This window comes from Dechloromonas sp. TW-R-39-2 (assembly GCF_016864195.1).
In the GTDB taxonomy this organism is placed as follows: Bacteria; Pseudomonadota; Gammaproteobacteria; order Burkholderiales; family Rhodocyclaceae; genus Azonexus.
Map to the genome: position 1 here is coordinate 1,340,517 of NZ_CP045202.1, position 26,653 is coordinate 1,367,169.

The 26,653-nt window shown below is 60.9% G+C and carries 28 protein-coding genes; 16 read left to right on the plus strand and 12 right to left on the minus strand.

The genetic code is table 11. The features are described from left to right. Positions 1 to 70: 70 nt before the first annotated feature. Genes GBK02_RS06365 through hda form a run of 3 tightly spaced genes read right to left on the minus strand, consistent with a single transcriptional unit; the run spans position 71 to position 2,957 of the window. Positions 71 to 1,594, minus strand: a complete 1,524-nt coding sequence (locus GBK02_RS06365) for a mechanosensitive ion channel family protein (RefSeq protein WP_203468899.1) — start codon at positions 1,592 to 1,594, stop codon at positions 71 to 73. Next, positions 1,594 to 2,268: an HAD family phosphatase gene (locus tag GBK02_RS06370; RefSeq protein WP_203468900.1), complete on the minus strand. Its 675-nt coding sequence runs from the start codon at positions 2,266 to 2,268 to the stop codon at positions 1,594 to 1,596. The genes GBK02_RS06365 and GBK02_RS06370 overlap by 1 nt, the downstream gene beginning before the upstream one ends. Further along, positions 2,268 to 2,957: a DnaA regulatory inactivator Hda gene (gene hda / locus GBK02_RS06375; protein ID WP_203468901.1), complete on the minus strand. Its 690-nt coding sequence runs from the start codon at positions 2,955 to 2,957 to the stop codon at positions 2,268 to 2,270. The genes GBK02_RS06370 and hda overlap by 1 nt, the downstream gene beginning before the upstream one ends. A gap of 134 nt (positions 2,958 to 3,091) precedes the next feature. Here hda and GBK02_RS06380 point away from each other — a divergent pair, with 134 nt between their 5' ends. Then, the gene (locus GBK02_RS06380) at positions 3,092 to 3,739 is read left to right on the plus strand and encodes an SOS response-associated peptidase (RefSeq protein WP_203468902.1); all 648 of its coding nucleotides are present in this window, start codon (positions 3,092 to 3,094) and stop codon (positions 3,737 to 3,739) included. Between the two features lie 41 nt (positions 3,740 to 3,780). Here the strand turns inward: GBK02_RS06380 and tyrS are convergent, their stop codons facing one another. The 4 genes from tyrS to GBK02_RS06400 form a co-directional block, all read right to left on the minus strand. After that, entirely contained in the window at positions 3,781 to 5,055 is a 1,275-nt protein-coding gene (gene tyrS / locus GBK02_RS06385; protein ID WP_203468903.1) for a tyrosine--tRNA ligase, read from the minus strand. 318 nt (positions 5,056 to 5,373) lie between these two features. After that, entirely contained in the window at positions 5,374 to 5,982 is a 609-nt protein-coding gene (gene ttdB, locus GBK02_RS06390; protein ID WP_203468904.1) for a L(+)-tartrate dehydratase subunit beta, read from the minus strand. Next, positions 5,979 to 6,878, minus strand: a complete 900-nt coding sequence (gene ttdA, locus GBK02_RS06395) for a L(+)-tartrate dehydratase subunit alpha (RefSeq protein ID WP_203468905.1) — start codon at positions 6,876 to 6,878, stop codon at positions 5,979 to 5,981. The genes ttdB and ttdA overlap by 4 nt, the downstream gene beginning before the upstream one ends. 44 nt (positions 6,879 to 6,922) lie before the next feature. Then, complete coding sequence (locus GBK02_RS06400; protein ID WP_203468906.1) at positions 6,923 to 8,227, minus strand: MFS transporter; 1,305 nt, start codon at positions 8,225 to 8,227, stop codon at positions 6,923 to 6,925. Between the two features lie 98 nt (positions 8,228 to 8,325). Here GBK02_RS06400 and GBK02_RS06405 point away from each other — a divergent pair, with 98 nt between their 5' ends. The 4 genes from GBK02_RS06405 to GBK02_RS06420 all read left to right on the plus strand — a co-directional run bounded on the left by GBK02_RS06405 (position 8,326) and on the right by GBK02_RS06420 (position 12,311). Further along, positions 8,326 to 9,249 (plus strand): LysR family transcriptional regulator, encoded by a 924-nt coding sequence (locus tag GBK02_RS06405; protein ID WP_203468907.1) that lies wholly within the window; start codon positions 8,326 to 8,328, stop codon positions 9,247 to 9,249. 118 nt (positions 9,250 to 9,367) lie between these two features. After that, positions 9,368 to 10,408: a phosphoribosylformylglycinamidine cyclo-ligase gene (gene purM / locus GBK02_RS06410; RefSeq protein ID WP_203468908.1), complete on the plus strand. Its 1,041-nt coding sequence runs from the start codon at positions 9,368 to 9,370 to the stop codon at positions 10,406 to 10,408. A gap of 4 nt (positions 10,409 to 10,412) precedes the next feature. Beyond that, the gene (locus tag GBK02_RS06415) at positions 10,413 to 11,072 is read left to right on the plus strand and encodes a septal ring lytic transglycosylase RlpA family protein (protein WP_203468909.1); all 660 of its coding nucleotides are present in this window, start codon (positions 10,413 to 10,415) and stop codon (positions 11,070 to 11,072) included. 111 nt (positions 11,073 to 11,183) lie between these two features. After that, complete coding sequence (locus tag GBK02_RS06420; RefSeq protein ID WP_203468910.1) at positions 11,184 to 12,311, plus strand: PleD family two-component system response regulator; 1,128 nt, start codon at positions 11,184 to 11,186, stop codon at positions 12,309 to 12,311. Here the strand turns inward: GBK02_RS06420 and miaA are convergent. Then, entirely contained in the window at positions 12,301 to 13,245 is a 945-nt protein-coding gene (gene miaA, locus GBK02_RS06425; protein WP_203468911.1) for a tRNA (adenosine(37)-N6)-dimethylallyltransferase MiaA, read from the minus strand. The genes GBK02_RS06420 and miaA overlap by 11 nt on opposite strands. 71 nt (positions 13,246 to 13,316) lie before the next feature. Here miaA and GBK02_RS06430 point away from each other — a divergent pair, with 71 nt between their 5' ends. Then, positions 13,317 to 13,550, plus strand: a complete 234-nt coding sequence (locus tag GBK02_RS06430; RefSeq protein ID WP_203468912.1) for a hypothetical protein — start codon at positions 13,317 to 13,319, stop codon at positions 13,548 to 13,550. Here GBK02_RS06430 and GBK02_RS06435 read toward each other — a convergent pair. Continuing rightward, positions 13,544 to 14,446 (minus strand): LysR family transcriptional regulator, encoded by a 903-nt coding sequence (locus GBK02_RS06435; protein WP_203468913.1) that lies wholly within the window; start codon positions 14,444 to 14,446, stop codon positions 13,544 to 13,546. The two genes, GBK02_RS06430 and GBK02_RS06435, sit on opposite strands and share 7 nt — an antisense overlap. A 106-nt stretch (positions 14,447 to 14,552) precedes the next feature. Between GBK02_RS06435 and GBK02_RS06440 the strand changes: the two genes are divergently transcribed. Continuing rightward, entirely contained in the window at positions 14,553 to 15,416 is an 864-nt protein-coding gene (locus GBK02_RS06440) for an MBL fold metallo-hydrolase (RefSeq protein ID WP_203468914.1), read from the plus strand. 66 nt (positions 15,417 to 15,482) lie between these two features. Here the strand turns inward: GBK02_RS06440 and GBK02_RS06445 are convergent, their stop codons facing one another. Further along, positions 15,483 to 16,571, minus strand: a complete 1,089-nt coding sequence (locus GBK02_RS06445) for a calcium:proton antiporter (RefSeq protein ID WP_203468915.1) — start codon at positions 16,569 to 16,571, stop codon at positions 15,483 to 15,485. A gap of 194 nt (positions 16,572 to 16,765) precedes the next feature. On the opposite strand from GBK02_RS06445, the gene GBK02_RS06450 reads away from it, so the two are divergent. The 3 genes from GBK02_RS06450 to GBK02_RS06460 are packed head-to-tail and all read left to right on the plus strand — an operon-like array spanning position 16,766 to position 18,758. Then, a complete protein-coding gene (locus GBK02_RS06450) occupies positions 16,766 to 17,377 on the plus strand; it encodes a LemA family protein (protein ID WP_203468916.1) in 612 nt (203 codons plus the stop codon). A 7-nt stretch (positions 17,378 to 17,384) separates the two neighbouring features. Next, positions 17,385 to 18,260, plus strand: a complete 876-nt coding sequence (locus tag GBK02_RS06455) for a YgcG family protein (protein ID WP_203468917.1) — start codon at positions 17,385 to 17,387, stop codon at positions 18,258 to 18,260. Next, a complete protein-coding gene (locus GBK02_RS06460) occupies positions 18,261 to 18,758 on the plus strand; it encodes a TPM domain-containing protein (RefSeq protein WP_203468918.1) in 498 nt (165 codons plus the stop codon). 8 nt (positions 18,759 to 18,766) lie between these two features. On the opposite strand, the gene GBK02_RS06465 is transcribed toward GBK02_RS06460, so the two are convergent. Further along, positions 18,767 to 19,159 (minus strand): hypothetical protein, encoded by a 393-nt coding sequence (locus GBK02_RS06465; protein WP_203468919.1) that lies wholly within the window; start codon positions 19,157 to 19,159, stop codon positions 18,767 to 18,769. A gap of 40 nt (positions 19,160 to 19,199) precedes the next feature. After that, positions 19,200 to 21,053 (minus strand): DNA mismatch repair endonuclease MutL, encoded by a 1,854-nt coding sequence (gene mutL, locus GBK02_RS06470; protein ID WP_203468920.1) that lies wholly within the window; start codon positions 21,051 to 21,053, stop codon positions 19,200 to 19,202. A 55-nt stretch (positions 21,054 to 21,108) separates the two neighbouring features. Between mutL and GBK02_RS06475 the strand changes: the two genes are divergently transcribed. The 6 genes from GBK02_RS06475 to GBK02_RS06500 are packed head-to-tail and all read left to right on the plus strand — an operon-like array spanning position 21,109 to position 26,638. Then, positions 21,109 to 21,750, plus strand: a complete 642-nt coding sequence (locus GBK02_RS06475) for a DedA family protein (RefSeq protein WP_203468921.1) — start codon at positions 21,109 to 21,111, stop codon at positions 21,748 to 21,750. Continuing rightward, positions 21,750 to 22,457: a hypothetical protein gene (locus tag GBK02_RS06480; RefSeq protein WP_203468922.1), complete on the plus strand. Its 708-nt coding sequence runs from the start codon at positions 21,750 to 21,752 to the stop codon at positions 22,455 to 22,457. The genes GBK02_RS06475 and GBK02_RS06480 overlap by 1 nt, the downstream gene beginning before the upstream one ends. Then, positions 22,454 to 23,101: a phosphoribosylglycinamide formyltransferase gene (gene purN / locus GBK02_RS06485; protein ID WP_203468923.1), complete on the plus strand. Its 648-nt coding sequence runs from the start codon at positions 22,454 to 22,456 to the stop codon at positions 23,099 to 23,101. Before GBK02_RS06480 ends, purN begins: the two co-directional genes overlap by 4 nt. Positions 23,102 to 23,107: 6 nt before the next feature. Beyond that, complete coding sequence (locus GBK02_RS06490) at positions 23,108 to 24,061, plus strand: DUF3108 domain-containing protein (RefSeq protein ID WP_203468924.1); 954 nt, start codon at positions 23,108 to 23,110, stop codon at positions 24,059 to 24,061. A gap of 49 nt (positions 24,062 to 24,110) precedes the next feature. Continuing rightward, positions 24,111 to 25,373: an RsmB/NOP family class I SAM-dependent RNA methyltransferase gene (locus tag GBK02_RS06495; protein WP_203469316.1), complete on the plus strand. Its 1,263-nt coding sequence runs from the start codon at positions 24,111 to 24,113 to the stop codon at positions 25,371 to 25,373. Further along, on the plus strand, positions 25,370 to 26,638 hold the full coding sequence (locus tag GBK02_RS06500; protein ID WP_203468925.1) for a mechanosensitive ion channel family protein: 1,269 nt from the start codon (positions 25,370 to 25,372) through the stop codon (positions 26,636 to 26,638). Before GBK02_RS06495 ends, GBK02_RS06500 begins: the two co-directional genes overlap by 4 nt. The last annotated feature ends 15 nt before the right edge of the window (positions 26,639 to 26,653 follow it).

Here is a 26,653-nt window from a genome sequence, read left to right on the forward strand (position 1 = left end):
GTGAGCGCTTGCTGCGCTGCGGAAAAGAAGGAATTCTACCGCAAAGCGATGATTTTCCATTGGATTGGCCTCAGTCGAGCCCAAAGAACTCGCGTATTTTCTTGCCGATTGCGGCACTGCCGGGGACTTTTTGCTGAGTTTCGTTGCGTCCCTGGTGGTAACCCTGTTCGAGTTCCGCAAAGCGCTGGAGGCGCGCTTCAAGGATGCCGGACAGGCTGTCGGCCAGTGCCGGACGTTGCCGGATGATCTCCTGAAAGCCTTCCTTGTCCAGGCGATAGGCTTCGACATTGCTGGTTGCGATGACCGTCGCCCGGCGCGGTGCACCGGTCATCAGGCCGATTTCGCCGAACACGCTGCCCGGGCCGCGTTTTTCGAGCAGGCGACGAGGGCCTTCCGGCGGTTGCCACCAGGCTTCGGCTTCGCCATTGACCATGATGTACAGCCAGTGGGCGATGGCGCCCTGGCGGGTCAGGATGTCGCCGGGTGCGAAAGGGGCGTTGATCAGGTGCTCGGCGAGGTGCTGTTTCTCGTTGTCGTCGAGACGTGCAAACAGTTCGATCGAGTTGATTGCCTGAAGCCGGCGCTTGAGCTCGCGGTTCTGCACATCTTCGCGGTGTGCGGCGCCTTCCTCGACGAGGTGGATGGTGTGGTCATCCGTGGCGAGGCGAATGCCGTTGCGCTGCAGCGTGGCCAGAATATGCGTGCGCACGTCGGAGTCGGTCGGATCGTCCAGTTGCGGATTCTGCAGCCAGTAGCGGAGCACGTAGTGCGCGTAGCCGGGACCGAAATTGAGCAGGACGCAACTCGGTGCGGGCGTGCCGGCGACATTGGGGATGGTCGCGGCCGAAATGTCGGCTTCGATCATCTGCACGATGCGCCCGGGCGACACGGCGAGGTCGACGTTGAAGTCGATGCTGCGTCGCCAGACCGGATTGGCACTGTGCTTGTCGCAAATCACGTAGTAGCGCCCCTTCATCAACTGGCTGTTCGGGACGATGGCTTTTTCGCCGCTGCGGGTGAGCAGCGCCGTGTAGCGCCACTGGATGTCGGTCACCTGGCCTGAAAGATCGTCGATCTTGATCCAGTCGCCGATTTCCAGCGAGTTGTCCATCTGCAGCGCCAGACCGCCGAGCAGGTTGCCCAGCGTATCCTGCATCGATATCGCCAGCACGGCGGTCAGGATGGCCGAGGTGGCGAACAGGTGCGTCAACTCGACCCCGGCCTGGTTGAGGCGGAAGAAGCCCCAGCCGATGTAGCCGATGATGACCAGGATGTCGGCCAGGATGCCGGCGATGTGGATATGGATGCGCGGCAGGGCGACGTTGAACAGGGCCAGGCCGGCAAAACGGATGACGGCCAGGCCTTCGCCGAAGACGGTCATCTGGCGCAGCCAGCTGGCTGCCGCCGTCATGTTGTGGTCGGCGAGCAGGATGCCGGCCAGCAGATCCCCGCACAGGCAGGCAGCGTAAAAGACACTGGTGTTGATCAGCGAACGGCGCAGAGGTTTCAGCGGCTGCCAGATGAACAGCAGCAACAGCGCCAGCACCACGAAACTGAGTGGCGCTTCATGGCTGAGCAAGGGAATGCGCAGCATCAGGCGTTGCGCAGGCTGAGCGAAATCCAGTCGTGCGCGTCGGCGTGAGCCTGCAGTTTTTCGTCGGCATCGACCGCGACGGGCGTCTTGACCTTGCCCATCAGCGGCAGGTCGTTGTGCGAATCGCTGTAGAAGAAACTGTCCTCGAAGCTGCCCCACCACAGGCCGAGCGATTCGAGCCAGGCTTCGACGCGGACGATCTTGCCTTCGCGAAACGACGGCACGCCGCTCGAGGCGCCGGTAAATGCGCCGCTTTGCACGTCGACCGCGGGAATGGTGCCGATCAGGTGCGGAATGCCGAAAGCGCGGCCAATCGCGCCGGTGACGAAGGTGTTGGTCGCGGTGACGATGGCGCACAGGTCGCCGTTGTCGAGGTGCTGGCGGACGATATCGAGCGCCTCGGTGCTGATGATCGGGCGGATGTGCTTTTCCATGTACTCGGCGTGCCAGGCATCGAGCTCGGCGCGGCTGTGGCGGGCGAGCGGGGCGAGCTGGAAGGCGAGAAATTCATGGATGTCGAGCGTGCCGGCCTTGTATTGCTCGTAGAACTGGACGTTTTTCGCTTCCTGAATTTCGCGGTCGACGACGCCCTTGCTGATCAAAAACTGCGCCCATTCGAAATCCGAGTCGCCGGAGAGCAGGGTGTTGTCGAGGTCGAAGAGAGCGAGATTCATCAGGCGGTTTCCATGTTGAGCAGTTCGCGCAGCAGCGGCAGCGTGACCGGGCGTTTTTGTTCGAGGGTGTATTGATCGAGTGCGACGACCAGCATCGACAGCGTACGCATGTCGCGCGGTGCGTGGCGCAGCAGGTAGTTGATTGCTTCCGGCGAGAGCTTGAGGGCGCGTTCACGAGCCTGGGCGGCGATGGCTTCAGCCTTTTCGGCGTCGGTCAAGGGTTGCAGGCGGTAGATCAGGCCCGAGCCGAGTCGGGTCCGCAGGTCTTCGCGCAAGGCAAGGTGGGCCGGCGGCTGGATTGCTGCGGTCAACAACTGTCCACCGGCCAATTTGATCTGGTTGAACAGCGCGAACAAGGCAATCTGGCCGTCGGCATTGAGCAGGTCGACATTGTCGATGGCCAGTTGATCGCTGGCGGTGACGCCGCTCAGACCGGGATTGAGCCCGGCGTCGATCAGGCTGAAGCCGCTGGCCAGCAGCAGGTGCGAGCGACCGCAGCCGGATTCGCCATAAAGGCAGAATGAGGTTGCACTCAGCCCACCGGCCAGCCATTCAGTGAATGCCGCAACCGTTTCCACATTGCCGCCGGCGACGAAGTTATCCAGCGTCGGAGGGCTTTCTGGCAGCAAATCGAGAATCAGCTGGCGCATCGGAGCATTGGAACGAAACAGGGGATGCGATTTTAGCATTTGTCCTGCACCCGGCCCGGGCTTCTCAACCCGGAATAAATCGGCGGGCGGGTATGTGCCAGGTGAACAGGTTAGGTTGATCGTTTGCAATATACTGTATAAAGTACTGTATATCGTAATGCGGGAGGTGCTTCATGTGTGGTCGCTACGAGCTCAAGGCGAGCACCAGGGATCTGCTCAGGTATTGCCGCGACCTGGATCTGCCCAGGCGCGATCTGCCTTATGGCGACGAGATGCGGCCGGCTGCACCGGTGTTGATGCTGGCTCGCCAAGCAGAAGGCCATGTTGCATGCCGGGCGCGCTGGGGCCTAGTCGGCAGTTTCCTGAATGCCGAACCGCTGCGCCCGCCGAGTACCTTGTGTGCCGAGGGGTTGGTTGCCAAGCCTTTTTATAGCAAGACTTTGCAAAAAAATCGCTGCCTGATGCCGGCGACGGCGTTTTTTGAATGGCAGGTACTGGCCGATGGTCACCGGCAGCAAGTTCGTTTCAGTTCAGCGAGCGGCAAGGCGCTGATGTTTGCCGGGGTGTTTGATCACCATCCGCAGGCCGGAACGACCTGTGCCATGGTGACTACGCCGGCCGATGCGCTGGTTGGGGCGGTGCATGGCCGGATGCCCCTGATCCTCAATGCGCAGGAAAGTGCCTTCTGGCTCGGTGCTTATCCTGATTTTCCAGCCGAAGCTTTTGCGGCGTTGCTGGAGAATCCTTCGTCTTGCGAGTTGAAAGCCGAAGTGGTGAGCCAGGCGGATATTTCACCCCAGCTCGCTCTGTCCTTCGGCTAGCGGAGAGGTGCCACTGGCCGCCTCCCCGCATTCGGCCCCGATCAGATCCAGCTGATCAGGCCGTAGTTCTTCTTGCCACGCCGCAGGATGGTGAACCGGCCGTAAAGCAGTTCGTCGCCGCTGACCACGTGGTCGAGCGCCTCGGCCTTGTTGCCGTTAATCGTGACGCTGCCGCTCTGGATGAAGGTACGCGCTTCCGATTTCGACTTGGCGAGGCCGGCGGCGACCAGCGCATCGATCAGGCCGGCATTGGCCTTGTCGATCTGCACGCCGGGCATGCCGTCCTGCGCCAGCTGTTCGAGGTCGTTTTCGGTCAAATCGGCGAGTTGACCGCTGAACAGGCATTCGGTGATGCGCCGGGCGGCCATCAGCGCGACTTCGCCGTGTACCAGTCGGGTCGCTTCCTCGGCCAGGATGCGCTGGGCTTCTGGCTTGGTGCCGCTGGCCTTGTCGGTGGCTTCGATTTCGGCGATACGGTCGACCGGCAAGAAGGTGAAGAATTTGAGGAACTTGTAGACGTCGGCGTCGCTGGTGTTGAGCCAGAACTGGTAGAAGGCGTAGGGCGAGGTCTTTTTCGGGTCGAGCCAGATGGCGCCGGATTCGGTCTTGCCGAACTTGGTGCCGTCGGCCTTGGTGATCAGCGGCAGGGTCAGGCCGTAGACCTGCTTCTGGTGCAGGCGGCGGGTCAGGTCGGTGCCGGCGACGATGTTGCCCCACTGGTCGGAGCCGCCGATCTGCAGCACGCAGCCGTGGCGCTTGTAGAGTTCGGCGAAGTCGTAGCCTTGGAGCAGGCTGTAGGAGAACTCGGTGTAGGAGATGCCCTGGTCTTCGCGGGTCAGGCGCTGCTGCACCGATTCCTTCTTGATCATGGCGTTGACCGAGAAATGCTTGCCGATGTCGCGCAGGAATTCGAGGCAGTTCATGCCGCCGAACCAGTCGTAATTGTTGGCCATGATCGCCGGATTGGCGCCTTCAAACTTGAGGAAGGGCTTGACCTGTTCGCGGATGTTACCGACCCAGGAAGCAATCACGTCGGGCGTGTTGAGCTTGCGTTCGGTGGCTTTGAAGCTCGGGTCGCCGATCATGCCGGTGGCGCCGCCGACCAGGGCGATCGGCTTGTGGCCGGCTTCCTGGAAGCGCTTCAGGATCAGCACCGGCACCAGGTGGCCGAGGTGCAGGCTGTCTGCCGTCGGGTCGAAGCCGCAATAGAGCGTTACCGATTCCTCAATCAACAGCTTGTCGAGCGTCTCGGCGTCGGTGATCTGGGCGATCAGGCCGCGCTCGTGCAGATCCTGGATGAGGGGGGATTGGTACATGGCAAAACTCTCCACTGGGACAGGCGCTCGCTGAAAGTCGCGGGCGCCGAAAAATTCGGACCCGCGATTTTAGCAGAGCCTGCCACGGTCGACCGGAGTCTGGCGCACGATTTCGGGTTGTGGCTTGGGCGACTGGCCTTGGCAATGACTTTGCGCCGACTTCTCGGCAAATCAGGACTTTTCGAGGCTGAAATTCAGTAATCCAACTGCGTCGGTTGGTGTCGATTGATCAGGGCTTTTGCCTGTTTTTGAGTGACTCAGCTTTTTTTATCAAGATGGCGGGCAAGTGGCAGCTCGCTTGCCCGCCATCTTGTTCTCTTATTTGATAAAGCTGAGCTGCTTGCTGATCCGTTCAAGCACCGGTTTCTTCTTCTCGTTGAAGCCGACTTTGTTCTGCTGGATCAGGTTGTTGCCCTTGGTGTCGATCGAGATGATCAGCGGCCCGAATTCCTTGACCCGGTTGATCCACAGCGTTTCAGGCATGCCGAGGTCGGGCCACTCGTAACCTTCGATCTCCTCGACCTGCGTTGCGGCGAGTACGGCGCAGCCGCCCGGGAAAATCGCATGGACGGCGACGCCTTCCTGGCAACCGGCGACCGTTTCCGGTCCCATGCCGCCCTTGCCGACGATCAGTTTGACGCCGGTCTGCTTGATGAATTCACGCTCGAATTTTTCCATCCGCATGCTGGTCGTCGGGCCGATGGAGACCATCTCGAAATTGCCGTCGTCCTTTTTGCGGACAATTGGCCCGGCGTGGAAAATCGCCCCGCCTTCGAGGTTGACCGGCAGTTCGCGACCCTGCTCGATCAGGCGGCGGTGTGCCACGTCGCGGCAGGTCACCAGGCGGCCGGTCAGATAAACCACATCGCCGACGTTGAGGTTGGCCAGGTCTTCGTCCTTGATGGGGGTGGTCAGAATTTTTTTCACAGGACGACTCCTTCGTGGGAAATGATTTCGTAGGACATGTCGGCGTTGATCTTGATCTTGCCGCGGCGATGCGCCCAGCAGCCGGTATTGACGGCGACGCCGATGGTCGAGGGATGACGGGCAGAGGATTCAATATTGACGCCCATCACGCTGTTGTTGCCGGTCAGGCCTTGCGGGCCGATGCCGATTTCGTTTAGGCCCTGTTCAAGCAATTCTTCCATCAGCGCCGCCTTGGCATTTGAGCTCTTCGAATCGACCGGGCGAAGAATCGCCAGCTTGGACAAGCGGGCCGCCGTTTCGACCGAGGTCGAAACGCCGACGCCGACCAAGAGCGGCGGGCAGGCATTGACGCCGCGTTCGGTAATGACATCCATCACGAACTCGGCGACGCCTTCGTAACCCTGGCCCGGCATCAGCACCTTGGCTGCGCCGGGCAGCGTGCAGCCGCCGCCGGCCATGTACACGTCGATGGTGCAGCTATCTAGCCCCGGCGTGATGCGCCAGTCGAGCCAGGGAATCTGCGTGCCGGTGTTGGTCCCGGTATTTTTTTCGTCAAAGGTTTCGACCGCGTTGTGACGCAGCGGCCCCATCGCGGTAGCACCGACCGTCGCCTCGCGCAGGATGTCTTCCAGCTCGCCGAGTAGCGGAAAATTGGCCCCGGCCTCGATGAAATACTGGATGACGCCGGTGTCCTGGCAGCTCGGGCGATTCAACTTGTCCGCTGCTTCCTGGTTGCCGTGCATCGAGTCGTAGATCGACTTGGCCAGCGGGTTGGTTTCCATCGTCCTCAGGTCGGCCAGCTTTGCCTTCACATCCTTGGGCAGACGCTTGCCGATGTAGGACGTGAATTTGGCCATGGTGTCCGTCAAGGACTGTACTGCTGCTTCCTTGTCCATTTGATGCTCCTTTTTGATTTGTCTGGGTGTGGGGTAGTTGTGTTTTAGTGCGCAGCAGCTGCGGCCGTGACGGAGGTTGCCGTTTTCTGCGAACGGCCGAGCAGCAGCGTCAGGACTGCGGAAATCACGAGCAGGCCGGCGACGAAGTAGAGGCCGCCGGCATAGCTGCCGGTTTGATCCTTGACCCAGCCGATCATCGCCGGGCCGGCGAAGCCGCCGAGGTTGCCGATCGAATTGATGGTGGCGATCCCGGTGGCGGCTGCGGCGCCGGACAAGAATAGGGTCGGCATGCTCCACAGCGGCGGCTTGGCGCAGCTGATGCCGACGTTGACGATGGTCAGGGCGGCAATCAGGCCGACGATGCTGTTGGCGCCGGCGGCGACGACCAGGCCGATGGCCGCGGTCAGGCAAGCCAGGATGACGTGCCAGGTGCGTTCGCCGGTGCGGTCAGAATGGCGTGACCACAAAACCATGGCGACGACCGAGACGATGGGTGGAATGGCGTTCAGGAAACCGACGGTCATCGAAGAAACGCCGAGTTGCTTGATGATCTGCGGTGCCCAGATACCGAGTGTGTACAAGCCGGCCGAGGTCCCGAAATAGATCATCGCCAGGGCGAGTACGCGGGGATTGGCCAGGCCAGCCAGGACACCGTGTTTGGCGCCGTCACCCTTGGCGGCGTCTTCTTCTTTCATCGCATTGACCAGCCAGGCACGTTCGTCGTCAGGCAGCCACTTGGCCTTTTCCGGGCGGTCGGTCATGTAGAAGAACACCACCACACCGAGAATCAGGGCGGGAATCGCTTCGAGGATGAACATCCATTGCCAGCCGGCCAGCCCCATCACGCCGTTCATTTCGAGCAGTGCGGCGGAAACCGGAGAACCCAGTGCGGTCGAGATCGGTGCCGCCGCCATGAAGAAGGCCGTGACGCCAGCCCGATGCCGGGCCGGGAACCAGTAGCTGAGATAAAGGATGATGCCGGGGAAGAAACCGGCCTCAGCCGCGCCGAGCAGGAAGCGCATCACGTAGAAGCTGGTTGGCCCCTCGACGAAGGCCATGCAGCCGGAAATGATCCCCCAAGTGACCATCACGCGGGCAATCCAGAGTCGTGCGCCGACTTTGTGCAAAATGATGTTGGAGGGGACTTCGAACATGAAGTAACCCCAGAAAAAAATGCCTGCACCAAAGCCGAGGATGGATGCGGTAAAACCCAGGTCCTGCTTCATGGTCAGGGCCGCAAAACCGATATTGACCCGATCCAGGTAGGCAACGAAATACAGCAGCATGATGAAGGGCACGATGCGCCAGGTAATTCGGCGCAAGGTTCTCTTCTCGATATCCATTTCCATTTTTGTCTCCGTTATATGTGGCGTGGAGCGGAGATTAGGATCTTTGGAAAATAGATGAATCGATGTAAAGTTAATTCATCATTGCAAAAAACTTAATAATGAATACCGATTCCGAACTGGCGTTTTTCTGTCTGCTGATCAAACAGGGCAGCCTTGCAGCAACAGCGCGAGAGCTGAACCTGACGCCGCCGGCGGTCTCTCGTCGGCTGACACAACTGGAGGAGCGTCTTGGCGTACGTCTGCTGAACCGGACGACACGGCGGATCAGCCTGACCAGCGAGGGGGAGGTTTATTTCGAAAATGCGCAACGCATCCTGAGCGATATCGACGACATGGAACGCCTGGTTTCAAGCAGCCGGGCGGCCCCGAAAGGCTTGCTGCGGGTCAACGCACCGCTGGGTTTCGGCCGTTCCTACATTGGCCCGGCAATTTCGGTATTTACGAGGATGTATCCGGATGTCGAGGTTCAACTGCACCTGACCGACCGTCCGATCAGCTTGCCGGACGAGGCGGTCGACGTCTCGATCCGTTTCGGTGATCTGCCTGACTCGCGCCTGATTGCCAAGAAGGTTGCTGCCAATCGACGATTGCTCTGCGCCTCGCCAGCTTATTTGCGTGCGGCTGGCCAGCCGGTCTACCCGCACGACCTGACGCAACATCGCTGCATCGTCCTGCGCCAGAACGAATCAGCCTACGGTCACTGGCGCTTGATCAAGGGAAAACAGACGGAAACCATCAAGGTGCACGGCAAGTTGAGCACCAATGATGGCGAAGTCGCGCTCAACTGGGCGCTGGAAGGGCACGGCATCCTGATGCGCGCCGAATGGGATGTTGCCAAATATCTGCGCAGCGGCCGCCTGGTGCAATTGCTGGCGGATTACGATACGCCCGCTGCCGACGTTTATGCGGTGTATCTCGAACGTCTCAACCTGTCGGCCAAGGTGGCTTATTTTGTCGAGCATCTGCGCGATTACCTGAGCCAGCATGCCGATAGTCCGAATCAGAGCCGTTCCAGCTGGTAATCGGGTTCCTGCTTTTTTCCTTTGTCTGCCAGTCAGTTAGGGCGCACAGTCGGTTTCGGGTAAAATCACTTTTTTTTCCCAGCGGACTTCTTCCGCGCCTGGCAGATTTCTCCCGACCATGAACCAGACTACTTCCCTTTCCTACCGTGATGCCGGCGTCGATATCGATGCGGGCGATGCCCTCGTCGATCGTATCAAGCCGCTTGCCAAGAAAACCCTGCGCGAAGGCGTGCTCGGCGGCATCGGCGGTTTTGGCGCCCTGTTCGAAGTGCCAAAGCGCTACAAGGAGCCGGTGCTCGTGTCCGGTACCGATGGCGTCGGCACCAAGCTCAAGCTGGCTTTCGAACTGAATCGCCATGACACCGTCGGCCAGGATCTGGTCGCCATGAGCGTCAATGACATCCTGGTGCTCGGCGCCGAATCGCTGTTCTTCCTCGATTACTTCGCCTGCGGCAAGCTCGATGTGGACACCGCCGCTTCCGTCGTCGGCGGTATTGCCAAGGGTTGCGAACTGGCCGGCTGCGCACTGATCGGTGGCGAAACCGCCGAAATGCCGGGCATGTACCCGGCTGGCGAATACGACCTGGCCGGTTTTGCGGTCGGCGTTGTCGAAAAATCCAAGGCGATCGACGGCAAGACCATTGCGCCGGGTGACGTTGTGCTGGGCCTGGCTTCTTCCGGCGCTCACTCCAATGGCTACTCGCTGGTCCGCAAGATCATCGAACGCTCCAATCCGGACATGAACGCTCCGTTCGACGGCGACCGTTCGCTGGCCGACGTCGTCATGGCGCCGACCCGCATCTACGTCAAGCAGGTGCTGGCGACGATGGAGAAGGTCAATATCAAGGGCATGGCTCACATCACCGGTGGCGGCCTGCTTGAAAACGTGCCGCGCGTGCTGCCGGAAAACACCGTGGCCGAACTGACCAAGGCTGCCTGGCCGCGTCCGAAGCTGTTCGACTGGATGCAGAAGGAAGGCAACGTTGCCGAAAACGAAATGCACCGCACCTTCAACTGCGGTATCGGTCTGGTCGTTGTCGTTGCAGCGGCTGATGCAGAGGCTGCATTGGCCGAACTGAAGGCGCAGGGCGAAGCGGTTTATCAAATTGGTGTCATTCGGGCCCGCCAGGGTGACGAAGCGCAGACCCTCGTGGTCTGACCGGTTGCGGTGGGTTGCGGCATTCGTCTGCGGCCTGCTGTTACTGAATGGTTCGCCGGCCGTCTGGGCCGCGAACAAGAAACCACCGGCCAGGCCGGTGGTTGGTAAATCCGTCAAGGCCGTTGCAGGCAGGACGGTCACCAGGCCGTCAGCGGTCAAAGCATCAAAAAAAACCAAAAAAAACCAGCGTGCGGCCAGGGCGACCTTTGCCGAAGTCGGGCAGGCCGACATCATTGAGTCGGAAAGCGTCGGACTGAAAGGTTCCGCCAGCTTTTACGGCCATGGTTTTCGGGGGCGTAAAACCTCGACCGGCGAATCCTTCGATGTCAGGAAGTTCACCGCGGCAAGCAATCATTTCCCGCTTGGTTCGATGGTGGCGGTGCGTCGCCTCGACAATGACCTGTGCGCCATCGTCAAGGTCAATGACCGGATGCACGCGAAACACCGACAACGTGTCATCGATGTGTCGCGCGGCGTTGCGGAATACCTCGAGATGCTGCGCGCCGGTGTCGTGCTGGTGCGGGTTGCAGCCATGAAACATGGTTGGGAAAGGCAGGGCATGGCGGCATGTCATGCAGCATTCGAGCTTGAAAAAGAGTGCCTTTCCTGCGGTCGACCGCCGCGTTTGCCGGAAATCGGTACAGAGGCACCGGGGCGGGAATAAGTCGTATGTAAGTGGTCTATTGAAAATTTGGCTAATTTGACAAAACAGCTTGTCAGGTGCGGCCAAGCAAAGGAAAATGGATTTTCCAAAGTCATTTTGCCGAGGCTTTCAATGGATGCTGCATTGCGTGTTTATGCCGTCGACGATGATCAACTGATTCTCGATATTCTGACGGGTATTCTTGATGGTTTTTGCCAGCTTGAAACCTTCAGTTCCGGTGACCTTTGCCTGAAACGCGTCGCCGAACAAAAGCCCGATCTCTTTCTGCTGGATGTGTCGATGCCGGAAATCGACGGTTATGCCCTGTGTCGTCATCTCAAGGAAGATTGGGACACACAGGACATCCCGGTTTATTTCGTGTCCGGCCATGACGATATCGAGACGCGCCTGATTTGTTACGAAGCGGGGGGCGATGATTTCATCGTCAAGCCCTTCGAACCAGCCGAACTACAGAGCAAGCTGGCAGTTGCCGGGCGTTTGCTGGCTGAAAAGAAGGCGCTGCACGAGCAAGCCGGCTATGCCCAGAAAACCGCCATGTCAGCCATGGTCAGCATGGGCGAACTGGGGGTTGTGCTGCAATTCCTGAGCAAGTCCTTTGCCTGTGCCACGGCTGATGAGCTGGCCGCCGCCGTGCTTGAGGCGATGCAGCAATACGATTTGCAGGCAGCGGTTCAGTTCCGGCTGGGGGACGACGTGTTGTCGGTCAGTCAGAACGGGGTCAATCTGCCGCTTGAGGTGTCGGTGCTCAACCATGTACAGCATTCCGGCCGGATTTTTCACTTCAAATCGCGTTGCGTTTTCAATTACGGGCAGGTCACCTTGATGGTGAACAACATGCCGGTCGACGATGCCGACCGTTGCGGCCGGATTCGCGATAACGGCGCTTTGCTGGCCGAAGGTGCCGAGGCCCGCCTGCGCGCCATTGAGCTGGAAATCCTGACCCAGCGCCGACGCAGTGGCATCGAGTCAGCCTTGCCGCGCCTGCATGACACGCTGGATGCGGTGCAGTCGAATTACCGGCGCAACTGCTTCTCGCTGACCCAGGTGATGATCGAGTTTCAGGAAGCCTTGATGAAATCCTATGTGCACCTCGGCCTGACCGAAGACCAGGAGGAGCGCATGACGGCGATGGCCAGCGAGTTCATGCAGCGCATGGTCGGGACGCAGGACGAAAGCCTGCAGATCGTCGGCCAGCTTGAAGCCTTGGCCAAGAGCCTGGAGGGTTTGCTCAGGAAGTAAGGAATTCGCTGACGCGCCGGGCGACTTGCTCGCTCAGCGCGGTATCGAGGCAGTCAAACTGTTCGGATTCGAACGAGTTGGTCAGCCAGGTGATTTGTCGCTTGGCCAGTTGGCGCGTGGCAAAGATGCCGCGGTCGCGCAATTCCTTCTTCGGCAACAGGCCGTCCTGGGCTTCCCAGGTCTGGCGATAACCGACGCAGCGCATCGACGGCAGGCCGAGATTCAGTGCGTATTTTTCGCGCAAGTACCGGACTTCTTCGTCCAGTCCCCCGAGCAGCATTTCATCGAAGCGCCGGGCGATGCGTTCGTGCAGTACGGCACGGTCTGACGGCAGCAGGCCGATCGAGAGAAAATCGTAGGCCGGTTTTTGCTGTTCGCTCTCGGCCAGCAGTTCGGACATCGGCCGGCCGCTCAGGCGGCAGACTTCGAGTGCCCGTTGCAGGCGCTGGCTGTCGGTCGTGTGCAGGCGTGCCGCGGTCGACGGGTCGAGCAGGGCCAATTTGGCATGCATTGCCGGCCAGCCTTCGCGTGCCGCTTCGGCATCGATCTCGGCGCGCAGTGCGGCATCGGCCTGCGGCAGCTCGGCCAGGCCATTGAGCAGGGCGCGAAAGTAAAGCATCGTCCCGCCGACCAGAACGGGTATTTTGCCGGCTTGCGTGATCTGCTCCATGGCGGCCAGCGCATCGGCCCGGAAACGGGCTGCCGAATAGCTTTCTTCCGGCGAAATAAGGTCGATCAGGTGGTGCGGATAGCGGCTCAGCGTGGCTTTGTCCGGCTTGGCGGTACCGACGTCCATGTCGCGGAACACCTGGGCCGAGTCGACGCTGATCAGTTCGACTGGAAAACGGTCGGCCAGCGCCATGGCGGCCGCGGTCTTGCCCGAGGCAGTCGGGCCCATGATCAGGATGGCAGGAGGCAGACGAGACGAATTCATGGCGGCGAATGCTACCACGCACCGGGCGCCGAGCTCCGGCCTATAATCGGGCAAAACCCAGTGGAGTAGCCATGTCCCTCGTTCCTTGCCGCGCCTGCGGCCACAAAGTCGATACCTCTGCCGAAGCTTGTCCGGGATGCGGAGCAACCAATCCGGCGCGCAAACTCAGCCGCCAGCAGCATGATTTGATCGTTTTGCTGATTCAACTGATCGTCGGTACGGCACTGGTGGTCGGGGCCAGTTCCTGGGTCTGGAATTCGGTCGGGCCTATCGTCAAGGCCCAGCTCGCCAAACCGCCTCAATAAGCCTCTTGCCAACGCGGTGTGGCGAAACGCTCGACCAGAAAGTCGACCAAGGCCCGGACTGCCGGGGAGAGATGGCGGCGCGAGGCATACAAGGCATGGATGGTCAGCCGGGGCAGTTGCCAGGCCGGCAGGACCTGGACCAAATGGCCAGCACTGACTGCCGGAGCAACCAGGTAAGTCGGTAGCAAGGCAATGCCGCTGTCGGCTAAGGCGGCTTCCCGCAGCACGGTTGCTTCGTTGGCCGTAAAGCGGCAACTGACCGCGATTTCGATGTTTTCTTCGGCGCGGCTGAGCCGCCATTCGCTGCGGCCAAAATTGCTGTGGCCGAGACAGCGGTGCTGCAACAGATCGCCGGGCTGGAGAATGGCCGGATGTTGTGCCAGGTAGCCAGGGGAAGCCACCAGCATCGATGTGCACTCGGCCAACGGCCGGGCGATCAAGGCTGGATCGGGCTCGGCGCTGATCCGGATGGCAAGGTCGATGCGCGCTTCGACCAGATTGACCGCACGGTCGCCGACGTCGAGGTCGATTTTGAGTTGCGGATGCAGCTCAAGAAAATCCCCCAGCGCCGCCGCCAGATGTGCATGGCCGAAGGACATGCTGCTGGTCAGGCGTAGTTGACCGCGCAACTCTCCGTCGGATGGGGCGATTTCCTCTTCCATGTCCTGACGCAGCGCCAGCATTTGCTGGCTGCGGCGCAGGCACTGGATGCCGGCTTCCGTCAGCGTGACGCGTCGGGTGGTTCGCTGCAGCAGGCGGGCGCCCAGCCATTGCTCAAGTTCGGCGATGGCTCGCGTGACCATGGCTCGCGATAGTTCCAGGCGTTCCGCCGTGGCGGTGAAACTGCCGGTTTCGGCAATGTCGCTGAAGATGTGCAGGGCGCTCAGTCTGTCCATTGTTTTAATTTTTGAAATAATTATGCGCAGATTACCGCATTTATCTGTCCGTTATTTGAAATTAAAGTGGCTCCCGTCGCAACACATTCAACCCAAGGAGCTCACCATGATTCGCCAAACCCTCATCGCCGCCACGCTGGCTCTGTCCTTTGCTGGTGCCGAAGCTGCCCAACCGCTGCAACTCAAGGTGTACAACGCCGAAGCCGGCAGCTTTCATGTCAATTCGGTGCTGGTGACCGGCGAAAAGGAAGCAGTGGTGATCGATGCCGGTTTTACCCGTGCCGATGCCTACCGGATTGCCGCCAATGTGCTCGATAGCGGCAAGCAGCTGAAAACGATTTACGTCAGCCAGGCCGATCCCGATTATTACTTCGGCGTCGAAGTGCTGAAGGAGATTTTTCCGCAGGCCGAGGTGCTGACCAGCCCCGCTGTGCTGGAGAAAATCAAGGCCAAGGTTCAGGGCAAGGTGGCTTTCTGGGGGCCGAAGATGGGGGCCAATGCGCCCCGGCAAGCGGTGCTGCCGCAAGCCTTCAGCGGTCACAGCCTGACGGTCGACGGTGAAACGATTGAAATCCGCGGCAGCGAAGGTCTGCTGGCGCATCGTCCCTACGTCTGGATTCCGTCACTCAAGGCGGTGGTCGGCAACATCGGCGTTTTCGGGAATCTGCATGTGTGGACCGCAGACACCCAGAAGCCGGCCGAACGCCAGGCCTGGCTCGCCCAACTGGATGAAATGGCCGCGCTGCAACCGGCGGTCGTCGTCCCCGGTCACATGCAAGCCGGTACGCCGCTCGATGCGTCGGCCATCAATTACACGCGGAATTACCTGGTCAAGTTCGAGTCGACCGCAGCAAGCAGCAGCAATGCTGCCGCTCTGATCGAAACGATGAAAACCGCCTATCCGAAGGCCGGTCTCGGGATTGCGCTCGATATCGGCGCCAAGGTCAATAAAGGCGAAATGAAGTGGTAAGCCGCGATACGAAGCGGTAAGGCAAGGAGGCCGCGGTGCAGTTTGACCGCGGCCCTTGGCTCGCGATCAGGGAATGATGGCGAGGAAAAGAAAGGCCGCAAACAGGACGAGATGAACGGCCCCTTGTAGTACGGTGGCCTGGCCGCTGGCCAGCGTGATCGTGCTGACCAGCAGGGTGAGGAAGAGCAGGACGATTTCCTTGGCTGGCAAACCGAGGACCAGTGGAACGTCGAGCATGATCGAGAGCAATCCGACGGCGGGAATGGTCAGGCCGATCGTCGCCAGCGCCGAGCCGAGCGCAAGGTTGAGACTGGTCTGCATGCGATTGCGCAGCGCAGCGCGCAGTGCCGCCCAGGTTTCCGGCAGCAGGACCAGCATGGCGATGGCGATGCCGACCACGGCGGCCGGCGCTGATGCCGCTTCGACGCCGTGCTGGATCGCCGGGGCGAGCATCTTGGCCAGCCCGACGACGGCGACCAGCGAGGCGAGCAGCAGGCCCAGGCTGAGTGACAGGCTGCCGTGCGCGGGGGTAGCATGATCCTCCTCTTCGGTCATGCCGTCGGGGAGACGGAAGAAATCCCGGTGGCGAACGGTCTGGACGAACACAAAGACGCCGTAGAGCAACAAGGACATCAGCCCGGCAAAAGCCAGTTGCGACGGTGCGTAGGTTGGACCGGGCGTGGTCGTCGTGAACTCGGGAAGAATCAAGGTCAGCGTGGTCAGGGCGGCAAGCACGGAGAGGGCCGAACTGGTGCCCTCGACCCGGAAGGAAACAAAACGGTGGCGGATGGCGCCAGCCAAGAGACAAAGGCCGATCACGCCATTGCAGATGATCATGACGGTGGCGAAGACAGTATCGCGGGCTAGCGCAGCGACGTTTTCGCCGCCGGAAAGCATCATCGATACGATCAGCGAAACCTCGATGACAGTGACCGCCAGTGCCAGCACCAGCGTTCCCAAAGGTTCGCCGACGCGGTGGGCGATTACTTCGGCGTGAAAGACGGCGACCAGGACCGTTGCGATCAACACGCCGGAAACGACCAGCAGCATCATCCAGCCCAGCGCCTGTCCCCAGCTTGCGGCCAGCAGGGCGCAAGCGACCAGTGGGGTGGCAACAGTACTTGGCGGCAGGCCAAGGAGGGTTGGGCGGGGCATGGCGAGTGATTCCGGAGCAATGGCAGAGGCTTGATGATAAACGATGCCATCCTCTTTGGACTGCTGCGGTCAACCCGGCTTCCTGCCGGAAAACGCCGTATCGGTCATACGAAACGTTACACGGATGATCTTGAGCTTTGCCCGGGCCTGCCCCATATTGATCGCATTGATTTTGTTACCGGGAGTGTTCCGCCATGAAATTTCGCCTGTTTGCCCTGATTGCCATGATTAGCTCGCTGCTTTCAGGTTGTGGCTACAACCAGATACTGACCAATGACGAAGGCGTCAATGCCGCCTGGTCCGAGGTACTCAACCAGTACAAGCGGCGGGCCGATCTGGTGCCCAACCTGGTCTCCATCGTCCAGGGCTATGCAGCCCACGAGAAGGAAGTACTGACCCGGGTGACCGAGGCACGTGCCAGTGTCGGCGGCATCAAGGCGACACCGGAGCTGGTCAATGACGAAGCCGCCTTTGCCCGCTTCCAGAAAGCTCAGGGCGAATTGTCCAGCGCACTGAGTCGTTTGCTGGTGGTGTCCGAGAATTACCCGCAACTCAAGGCCGATGCCAATTTCCGCGATCTGCAGGCGCAGATCGAAGGGACCGAAAACCGCATCGCCGTGGCGCGCAATCGTTACATCAAGGCGGTTCAGGAATACAACATTTCAGTGCGTACCTTCCCGAACAATCTGACGGCGATGGTGATGGGCTGGAAGGCCAAGGCCAATTTCACGGTCGACGATGAAAAAGCGATCAGTTCCGCACCGAAGATCGATTTCAACGCGCCAAAGCCGGCTCCTGCGCAGTAAGGCCTGAGTGAAATCCGTCGGTATCCGTTTGGGCGGCCATTTCGTAGCGCTGCTGTTCTGTCTGTTTTCGGTATTCGCCTGGGCGGCACCGGAAACAGCCGGGCTGGTTGCGCTGCCCGGCCTGACGGCGCGGGTGACCGATCTGACCGGCTCGCTGGATGCCGGTCGGCGTGCCGGCCTGGAGCAGAAGCTGGCTGCTTTCGAGGCCAGAAAAGGGGCGCAGGTCGTCGTCCTGGTGTTGCCGAGTACGCAGCCGGAAACGATCGAGCAATTCGGAATACGCCTGTTCGATGCCTGGAAAGTCGGGCGTAAGGGGATTGACGATGGCGTGATGCTGATCGTTGCCAAGGATGATCGCCGGCTGCGCATCGAGGTCGGTTACGGCCTGGAGGGTGCGCTGAATGACGCGACCGCCAAGCGGATCATTGCGGAAACCATCACGCCGCAGTTCAAGGCCGGTGATATTCCCGGCGGTATCGAAGCTGGTGTCGATGCCATCCTCAAAGTGGTGGATGGCGAATCATTGCCGGAGCCTTCTGCGCCGCAAGGCAGCGGGCCTTCATTCGGGCGGCTGGCCGATATTCCGGAAGTCATGCTGATCGGCGTGGCGCTGGTCATCGTGGTCGGTGGCACCATCCTGCGTCAGTTGCTTGGCAATTTGCTCGGCTGCACGGTAGCCGGTGGCTTGAGCGCCGGGCTGGGCTGGTTGCTGGTCGGCGGTTTGGCCGGGGTGGTCGGCGGGGCGGTGATCGGCATTCTGCTGGCGATCTTCGGACTGGATATCTTGCTCAGCGGCATCTTGAACAGTCGCTCGGGGGGCGGTGGTGGCTTCAGCGGGGGCGGTGGTTCGGGCGGAGGCGGTGGTGCCTCGGGGAGCTGGTAAATGAATTTTGGAAGAATTTTCAAGCATCTGCTGACGCCGCCCTGGCTGGCGGCCCGGCGCTTCGGTCCGGCACTGTCGGCGGAAATCGGCGCTGCAGTCGAGGTGGCCGAAGCGGGGCAGCGCGGTGAAATCCGTTTCGTCGTCGAAGGACCGATGCCCTGGGCCGATTTGCGGCGGGGGCGCACTGCGCGACAGCGCGCGGCAGAGCTGTTTGCCCGTCTGGGGGTGTGGGATACCGAGGGCAACAGCGGCGTGCTGATTTACGTCCAGTTGGTCGACCGGCAGGTCGAAATCCTGGCTGATCGCGGCATTGCCGCCAAAGTGGTACAGGCCGAGTGGGACGCCATTTGTCGTGGCATGGAAGCCGCCTTCAAGGCCGGCGACTATCGTGACGGCGCGTTAGGGGCCATTCGCCAGGCTGGTAACCTGCTGGCCGGACATTTTCCGGCTGGCGAACGCAATCCGAACGAATTGCCGGATCGCCCGTTGATTCTTTAACCGCGTCTTTAGCGGATGAAATGCAGTGCCACGCCGGCTGCGGCGGTGATGCCGAGCAGCAGCGCACTGATCCAGAGTCGCCCGATGCGGACCCGTGCCGCTTCGGCCCGGGCAATCAGCAACGCATTCTGTTCGGCCAATTCCTTGATCAGTTCGGACGAAGCGAGCAATTGCTCATGCTGGCTGGCCAGTTCTGCCTCGACGGCAAGCAGACGGGCATGCAGCGAAGCGATGCTTTGTTCTTCGGCCGCGCTCAGGTCGCTGCCAGCTGGCGCCGTCGCACCGGACTTCCGGCCCATCGAGCCCCACAGTTTTTTTGCGCCGTCGGCCACTTTCGGGGCATTGCTGATCACGTCGGACCAGGGAACGCTTTGCAGTACGGTCAGCCAGGAAATCGCCATGGAATTTTTCTCGGTATGTTGAAGGGCGGGGGCGGGGCGTTTACTGGCCGCGCAGGAAGAGCTTGTCGAGCTGTTCCAGTGGCAATTCGGTCCATGTCGGGCGACCGTGGTTGCACTGGCCGGCCCGTTCGGTTTCTTCCATCTGGCGCAGCAAGGCGTTCATTTCCGGCACGCTGAGCTGGCGACGGGCGCGCACCGCGCCGTGGCAGGCCATGGTGGCGAGCAGTTCGTTGCGGCGGGCGGTGGCCAGTTGGGTGATGCCGTGCTCGCGCAGTTCGCCGATCAGCGAACGGGCCAGCGCGGCGGGATCGCCGGACTGGAGCAAGGCCGGCACGCTGCGCACGCCGAGCTGGTTCGGGCCGAGTGCGGTGATCTGGAAACCGAGTTCGGCCAGCGCTTCGCTGTGTTCCTCGACGGCGGCGATATCGAGCGGCTCGGCCGAGAAAACGGCGGGGATGAGCAGCGCTTGCGTCGCGATCTGGCGATTGTCGAAAGCGGTTTTCAGCTTTTCGTAGAGGATGCGCTCGTGCGCCGCATGCATGTCAATCAGGACCAGGCCGCGTGCGTTTTGGGCTAGCACGTAGATACCGTGCAACTGGGCGAGGGCGTAGCCGAGCGGCGGACCGTCGCGGTCGACTGTCTCATTCGGGCTGAATTGGGGCGTGCTTGCCGGGTTGCCTGAAGCGTAGGTCGTTGTCCCGATATTTTGCGTGGCCTTGGCGAAGGCCAGGTAAGCGGCGGCTGCCGGTTCGGCCACACCCAGGCTGCCCTGATGGCGAAGGGGCGGCGCGTATTGGGCGTAAGCCGGGGCGGCGCTGTGGCCGGTCGTTGGTGACGGGGTGACGGTGTAGGCCTGTGGCGAACCGCCGGGCAGGGTATCGGCCGGCACGGCCAGGTCGCGATTATCGTTCTGTACCGGCGCGGCCAGCGTGCGCTGGATGGCGTGGAAAACGAACTGGTGCATGGCGCGTGAGTCGCGGAAGCGGACCTCGGTCTTGGCCGGATGCACATTGACGTCGACCAGCGCCGGATCGATGCTGACGAACAGGCAGACAGCCGGCTGGCGGCTGCCGTGCAGTACGTCGCGGTAGGCTTCGCGCAGTGCATGGCTGATGATCTTGTCGCGCACGAAGCGGCCATTGACGAAGACGTACTGGCCATCCTTGGCATCGCTGGCGCGGGTCGGGTCAATGGCGAATCCGGCGATGGAAATCGGCCCGCTGGCCGCGTCGACCGCGCGAGCCGCACCGAGAAAGTCGTCGCCGAGAATATCGGCGATGCGGCGGGCACTGTCGGCCGGCGCCAGCTGGAACAGGTTGCGACCGTTGTGGGTCAGGCTGAAGGCGACATCCGGCCGGGTCAGTGCCAGGCGTTTGACGGCATCGGTGCAATGGGCGAATTCGGTACCCTCGGCCTTGAGGAATTTACGCCGGGCCGGGGTGTTGTAATACAGGTCGCGCATTTCGACCACGCTGCCGGCCATCAGCGCTGCCGGTTCCGGCTCGGCGCCATTTTCGGCTTTCAGCTTCCAGGCGTGGCTGGCGCCGCGTTCGCGGCTGCTGATTGCCAGCCGGGCGACCGAGGCGACCGAGGCCAGTGCTTCACCGCGAAAACCGAGCGTGCCAACCCGTTCGAGGTCATCGAGCGAGACAATTTTCGACGTGGCATGGCGAGTCAAGGCCAGGGCGAGTTGTTCCTTGGCAATGCCGCAACCGTCATCGGTGATGCGGATCAGTTTGACGCCGCCTTCTTCCAGATGCACCTGGACGGCCTTGCTGCCGGCGTCGAGGCTGTTTTCGAGCAGTTCCTTGAGAACCGAGGCGGGACGTTCAACGACTTCGCCGGCAGCAATCTGGCTGATCAGCAGGTCGGGGAGGCGGGCAATCGTGGGCATGGCGCGATTATACCTTGAGGTAAAATGACGCCTTTATCCGCCTTGGCCTTGCCGCATGGAATTCTTCGCGCAGTTTCTCGACATCGTGCTTCATCTCGACAAGCATCTGGCTTTGCTGGTGCAGCAACACGGCTTGTGGATCTACGGCATTCTTTTCTTCATCGTCTTTGCCGAAACCGGGTTTGTCGTTTTCCCCTTCCTGCCGGGCGATTCGCTGCTTTTCGTGGCCGGCGCGCTGGCCGCGCTGGGCGAGGGCGGCATGGATATCTTCGTGCTGATCGGCGTGCTTTCGGCCGCCGCAATTCTCGGCAACATGCTGAACTACCAGATCGGCCGCTTTTTGGGCCCCAAGGTTTTTCATTGGGAAAACTCGCGTTTCTTCAATCGCAATGCACTGATCAAGACGCACGCTTTTTACGAGAAACATGGTGGCAAGACGCTGGTGCTTTCCCGTTTTCTGCCGCTGTTCCGCACGTTCGCGCCGTTTGTCGCGGGAATCGGTGAAATGTCCTACGCCAAATTCACGCTCTTCAACCTGATCGGTGCGATGGGCTGGGTGGTTTCGCTGTGTGCCGCCGGTTACTGGCTGGGTAATATTCCCTGGGTTAAAACCAATCTGTCGCTGATCATCGTCGGCATCATCGTTTCTTCGCTGATTCCGATTGGTGTCGGTTATCTGAAAACGCGGGAAGCCTGATGCGCTGGTTCTTCCTCCTTCTCGTCGCGCTCGGCCTGATGGCGTGCACGACGAAACTGGGGAAGGATGGACGGACGGAAACTGCGGTCGACATCAAATATCTGGCCAAATCGGAAGTCGACCGCATCGCCGATACCAACCGGGCGGAGGTGATGGCCGGTTTGATGCTGATTGCCGACAAGCTGTACCGTCGTAATCCAAAGGAATGGAAAAAAGCCGGTGTAGTCAGCCGGGAAGCAGCGTTGGAACGTTTGCGCATGCGTCACTACCGCAGCCTGCCCGAACTCGGCGGCTTGCGCGAAGGACAGGCGGCTGCGCTGGCTTTCAGTGAAAATTATGGCGGCGACCGGGTTGCCGCGCTGATGCTGGGCTTGTTGACCATGGCTGATGCGGCGTTCGAGCACAGGGAAGAGTTTTATGTGCTGGATAGCCTGAATGAGCTGAAACTGTTCAATTGCGCCCGCAACATGGAAGTCGCTGTCTGGAAGCTGGGCAATGACCGGATGCCCGGCGGAGAGCTTTACCTGCTCTCGAATGAACTTGATCCGGCCAATCGCAATCTGTCTTTCGAACGCGAATTCGGCCGTTTGATGGGCTTGCTCGACCTGATGGCCAAGGTGGTTGCCGATCGCAATGGCCGCACTCTTTCACGGCTGACTCAAACGGTAGTCAGCACGATCTTTTTGCCTGTGAGTTTTTTGAAATGAAGAATATTGTCATCCTGATTTCCGGCCGTGGCAGCAATATGGAAGCGCTGATCGCCGCCCGCGATGCCGGCAATCTGCCGGTCAATATCGCTGCCGTGATCAGCAACCGGCCGGATGCCAAAGGTCTGGAGACGGCCGCCAAGGCAGGAATCGCAACGCATTACATCGACCACAAGGCATTTGCCGGGCGCGAAGCCTTCGATGCCGCGCTGGCTGAATGCATCGACGGTTTTGCACCCGATCTGGTCGTGCTGGCTGGTTTCATGCGCATTCTGACGGCCGATTTCGTGCGTCATTACGAAGGTCGCCTGCTCAACATCCACCCGTCGCTGCTGCCATCCTTCCCCGGTTTGCACACGCATCAGCGGGCGCTTGAAGAAGGTGTGCGGATCCACGGTTGCACGGTGCATTTCGTCACGGCCGAGCTGGATCATGGCCCGGTCGTCATCCAGGCTGCCGTGCCGGTGCTCGATGGCGACGATGAAGCGGCGCTGGCAGCCCGCATTCTGATTCAGGAACACAAGGTCTACCCGCAGGCCGTGCGCTGGTTTGCCGAAGACAAGCTGCGGCTTGAAAACGGCCGGGTCAGGCTGGCGGCCGATCTGGTCGATCAATCGGTCCTGATTTCGCCCGAGGTGCGCTGAAGCACGATGCCGATTGCGCTGCTGGTCGCCCTCGCCGGGTCGCTGGTGCTGCATGCCGCGGCCTTGTTCGGTACAGATCTGGTCTTGCCCGGCCAGGGGGCTGAGTCGCCCAGGCTGGAAGCCGAGTTGCGGCCTTTGCCGGCAGCGCCCGCCGCGAAGCCTGAAGCGCCCCGACGGGTCGCCAGAAAGCCTGTACCAAGGCGTCTGAGCAGCACACAAGCGACAGCCCAGTCGATTGCCCCTCAACCCGAGCCGGCCGTGGAAATCGCCCCGGAACAAACGTCGACCGCGGAAGTGGCGGCCCCCGAGCCGGCCCAGCCTCTCCTGCCGACGCAAGGGGCGATTCGTTTCGTCATCTTCAAGGATTCGCTCGATCTGCAGGTCGGGCGCGCCGAGCATCGCTGGGAATTTGCCGCCGATGGCAGCTACCGCCTTTCCGGGACGACGGAAACCAGCGGTCTGGCCGCCTTGCTCAAGCCGGTGCGTCTCGAGATTGAAAGCCGGGGCCGGCTGGTGGCTGGGGGTTTGCAGCCAGAAACATTCCGCAGCTTGAAGAATGGTGTCGACGCCAATGAAAATGCCGATTTTGACTGGTCGACCGCGCTTGTCAGGTTGTCGCGCGATGGCAGCGTGCGCGAAATCGCACCGGGAACGCAGGACATCCTGTCGCTCAATTACCAACTGGCCTACGTCGCCCACCTGGAGGCCGGCACGGCGCTTGGTGTGGTGACCGGCAAGAAGTATGAGCGTTACAGCCTCGACTCGCTGGGCGAAGAAGAAATCGAGACGCCAGCTGGCCGTTTTCGTACGCTGCACCTGCGCGCGATGACCGATAACACGACAGAAATCTGGATTGCGCTCGATCTTCACCGCTTGCCGGTTAAAATCCGGTTTACGGATAAAAAAGGCGACAGCTATTCCCAGATGGCCGCCGAAATCGGCCTGCCGGCCAACCCTTGATGTTTTAGTACCCGTGGTGCCCAACCACAGCTGTTGATTTAGGAAAATGATGAAAGCTCGTTTCACTCCCGCCCTGTTCGCCCACGCTGAAACCGTTCTCGGCCAGTTGCTGCGCTTCGATCACCCGGCTGATGCCGTTGTTTCGCGCTATTTCCGCGAAAATCGTCAGTTGGGTCATGCCGACCGGGCCTTTGTCGCCGAAACGGTTTTTGCCGTGCTGCGCCGTGGCCGCAGCCTGGAGGCACGCTGCGCCGGCCAGATTTCCGACCGTCGCCTGTTGCTGGTTGCGCTGGCTGTGACACGTGGTTGGAGCCAGCGCGAACTGGCGCCCGTGCTCAAGGCGAGCGAGGAAGAATGGCTGGCCGCGGCCAAGTCGATGCCGGAAACCGACTTTGCCCCGGCTGTGCGCTGCGATCTGCCGGATTGGCTGTACGAGCGCCTGGAAGCCCAGTTCGGGGCCGATGAAGTATTGGCCCTGTCGCGCACCCTGAACCAGCCGGCACCGCTCGACCTGCGCGTCAATACCCTCAAGAGCAACCGTGATGCCGTCCTTGAGCGCCTCGCAGCAGATGGCATTGAAGGTGCGGCCGGTACCTTGTCGCCGACCGCCATCCGCCTGCGTGAAAAGCCGGCGTTGGCCAAGCACCCGCTCTTCCTCGAAGGGGCGTTCGAAGTGCAGGACGAAGGAAGCCAGTTGCTCGGTTACCTGCTGGAGCCGAAGCGTGGCGAAATGGTCGTCGACCTGTGCGCCGGTGCCGGCGGCAAAACGCTGCTGCTGGGTGCCTTGATGAAGAATACCGGCCGTCTTTACGCCTTCGATGTCTCCGACAAGCGGTTGGGCAATCTCAAGCCGCGTCTGGCTCGTTCCGGCCTGTCGAATGTGCATCCGGCCCGCATCGAGCACGAGCGCGATACCAAGATCAAGCGTCTGGCCGGCAAGGTCGATCGCGTGCTGGTCGATGCGCCGTGTTCCGGCCTGGGTACCTTGCGGCGCAATCCCGATCTGAAATGGCGTCAGAGCGAAGCATCGGTCGCCGAATTGACCGTCAAGCAGGCTTCCATCCTTGCCGCCGCTGCCAAGCTGGTGCGTCCGGGCGGGCGTGTGGTTTATGCCACTTGCAGCCTGTTGACCGCGGAAAACGATGCGATCATCGAAGCCTTCCTGGCTAGCCATCCCGATTTCGAGTTGGTTCCGGCGTCGACCGTACTGGCTCGCCACGGCGTTTCGCTGGACGGGGATTTGCTGCGTTTGCTGCCGCATCAGCATTTGACCGACGGTTTCTTTGCTGCCGTGCTGGACAAGAAGGCATGAGCCAGAATAATCCGGCGTTGCAGTTGCTCAATGATATTTGGGCGGATATCAACGATCCGAATTTCATCTGGCAGGTGCTGGCCTTGCTTTGCTGTCTGGGCGGGGCTTATCTGTTTGCCCGCTTCTGGCACGGGCGTCACCAGGAGGGCGCCGGTCGCCTGAGCGATGCTGGTGCCCGTCTGGTCTTTCCGGTCACCGGCATGGTGCTGGTCGGTGTGGCAAGGCTGGCGCTCAAGCCGTTCTTTCACGTCAATCTGCTCAAGCTGGCTTTGCCCTTGCTCGGTTCGATGGCGTTGGTACGCAGCGTCATTTTCGTCTTGCGCCAGGCTTTTCCCCGCGCCGCCTGGTTGTCGGCCTGGGAGCGGATTATTGCCGCCGTGGTCTGGGGCTGGCTGGCGCTTTACATCACCGATGTTGCACCGTATGTGATCGATTCGCTTGAACAGGTCGAGTTCGCGATTGGCAAGCAGCGGATCAATCTGTGGATGATCCTGCACGGTATTGTCACGGTCTTCCTGACCGTCGTGCTGGCGCTCTGGATTGCCGGTCTGATCGAAGCGAAGCTGATGCGCCTCGATCGTCTCGACTCCAGCCTGCGGATTGTCGGCGTGCGCCTGGCCAAGGCGCTGCTCACGGTTCTCGCAATTGTCACCAGCTTGTCGCTGGTCGGGATCGACATGACTGCGCTTTCGGTTTTTACCGGTGCGCTGGGTGTTGGCCTGGGGCTGGGCTTGCAGAAAATCGCCAGCAATTATGTCTCCGGCTTCATCATCCTGCTCGATCGCTCGATCAAACTGGGCAACATCGTCCAGGTGGGCGCGGATAGCGGGCAGGTTACCCAGATCACGACGCGCTACACGGTGCTCAAGCATCCCGGCGGGACGGAGTTCATCGTGCCGAATGAAACGTTGATCGGCAGCGTGGTCCAGAACCAGACTTATTCCGACAGCCGGATGCGTCTGGCGACGACGGTCGGGGTGGCTTACAACAGCGATCTCGATCGGGTCATGCAACTGATGACCGATGTAGCGAGCGCCCAGGCGCGGGTACTGGCTGATCCGGCACCGCGCGTCATGCTGACCCAGTTTGGCGACAGCAGCATCAATCTTGAACTCGGTTTCTGGATCGCCGACCCGGAAGAGGGGCGTGGCAACGTGTTGTCGGACATCAATCTCGGTATCTGGCGCAGTTTCCGCGAGAACGGGATCGAGATTCCCTTTCCCCAGCGTGAAGTGCGCCTGCTCAATACGACGACGGCGGAATAACCCGGTTTCGGGTTG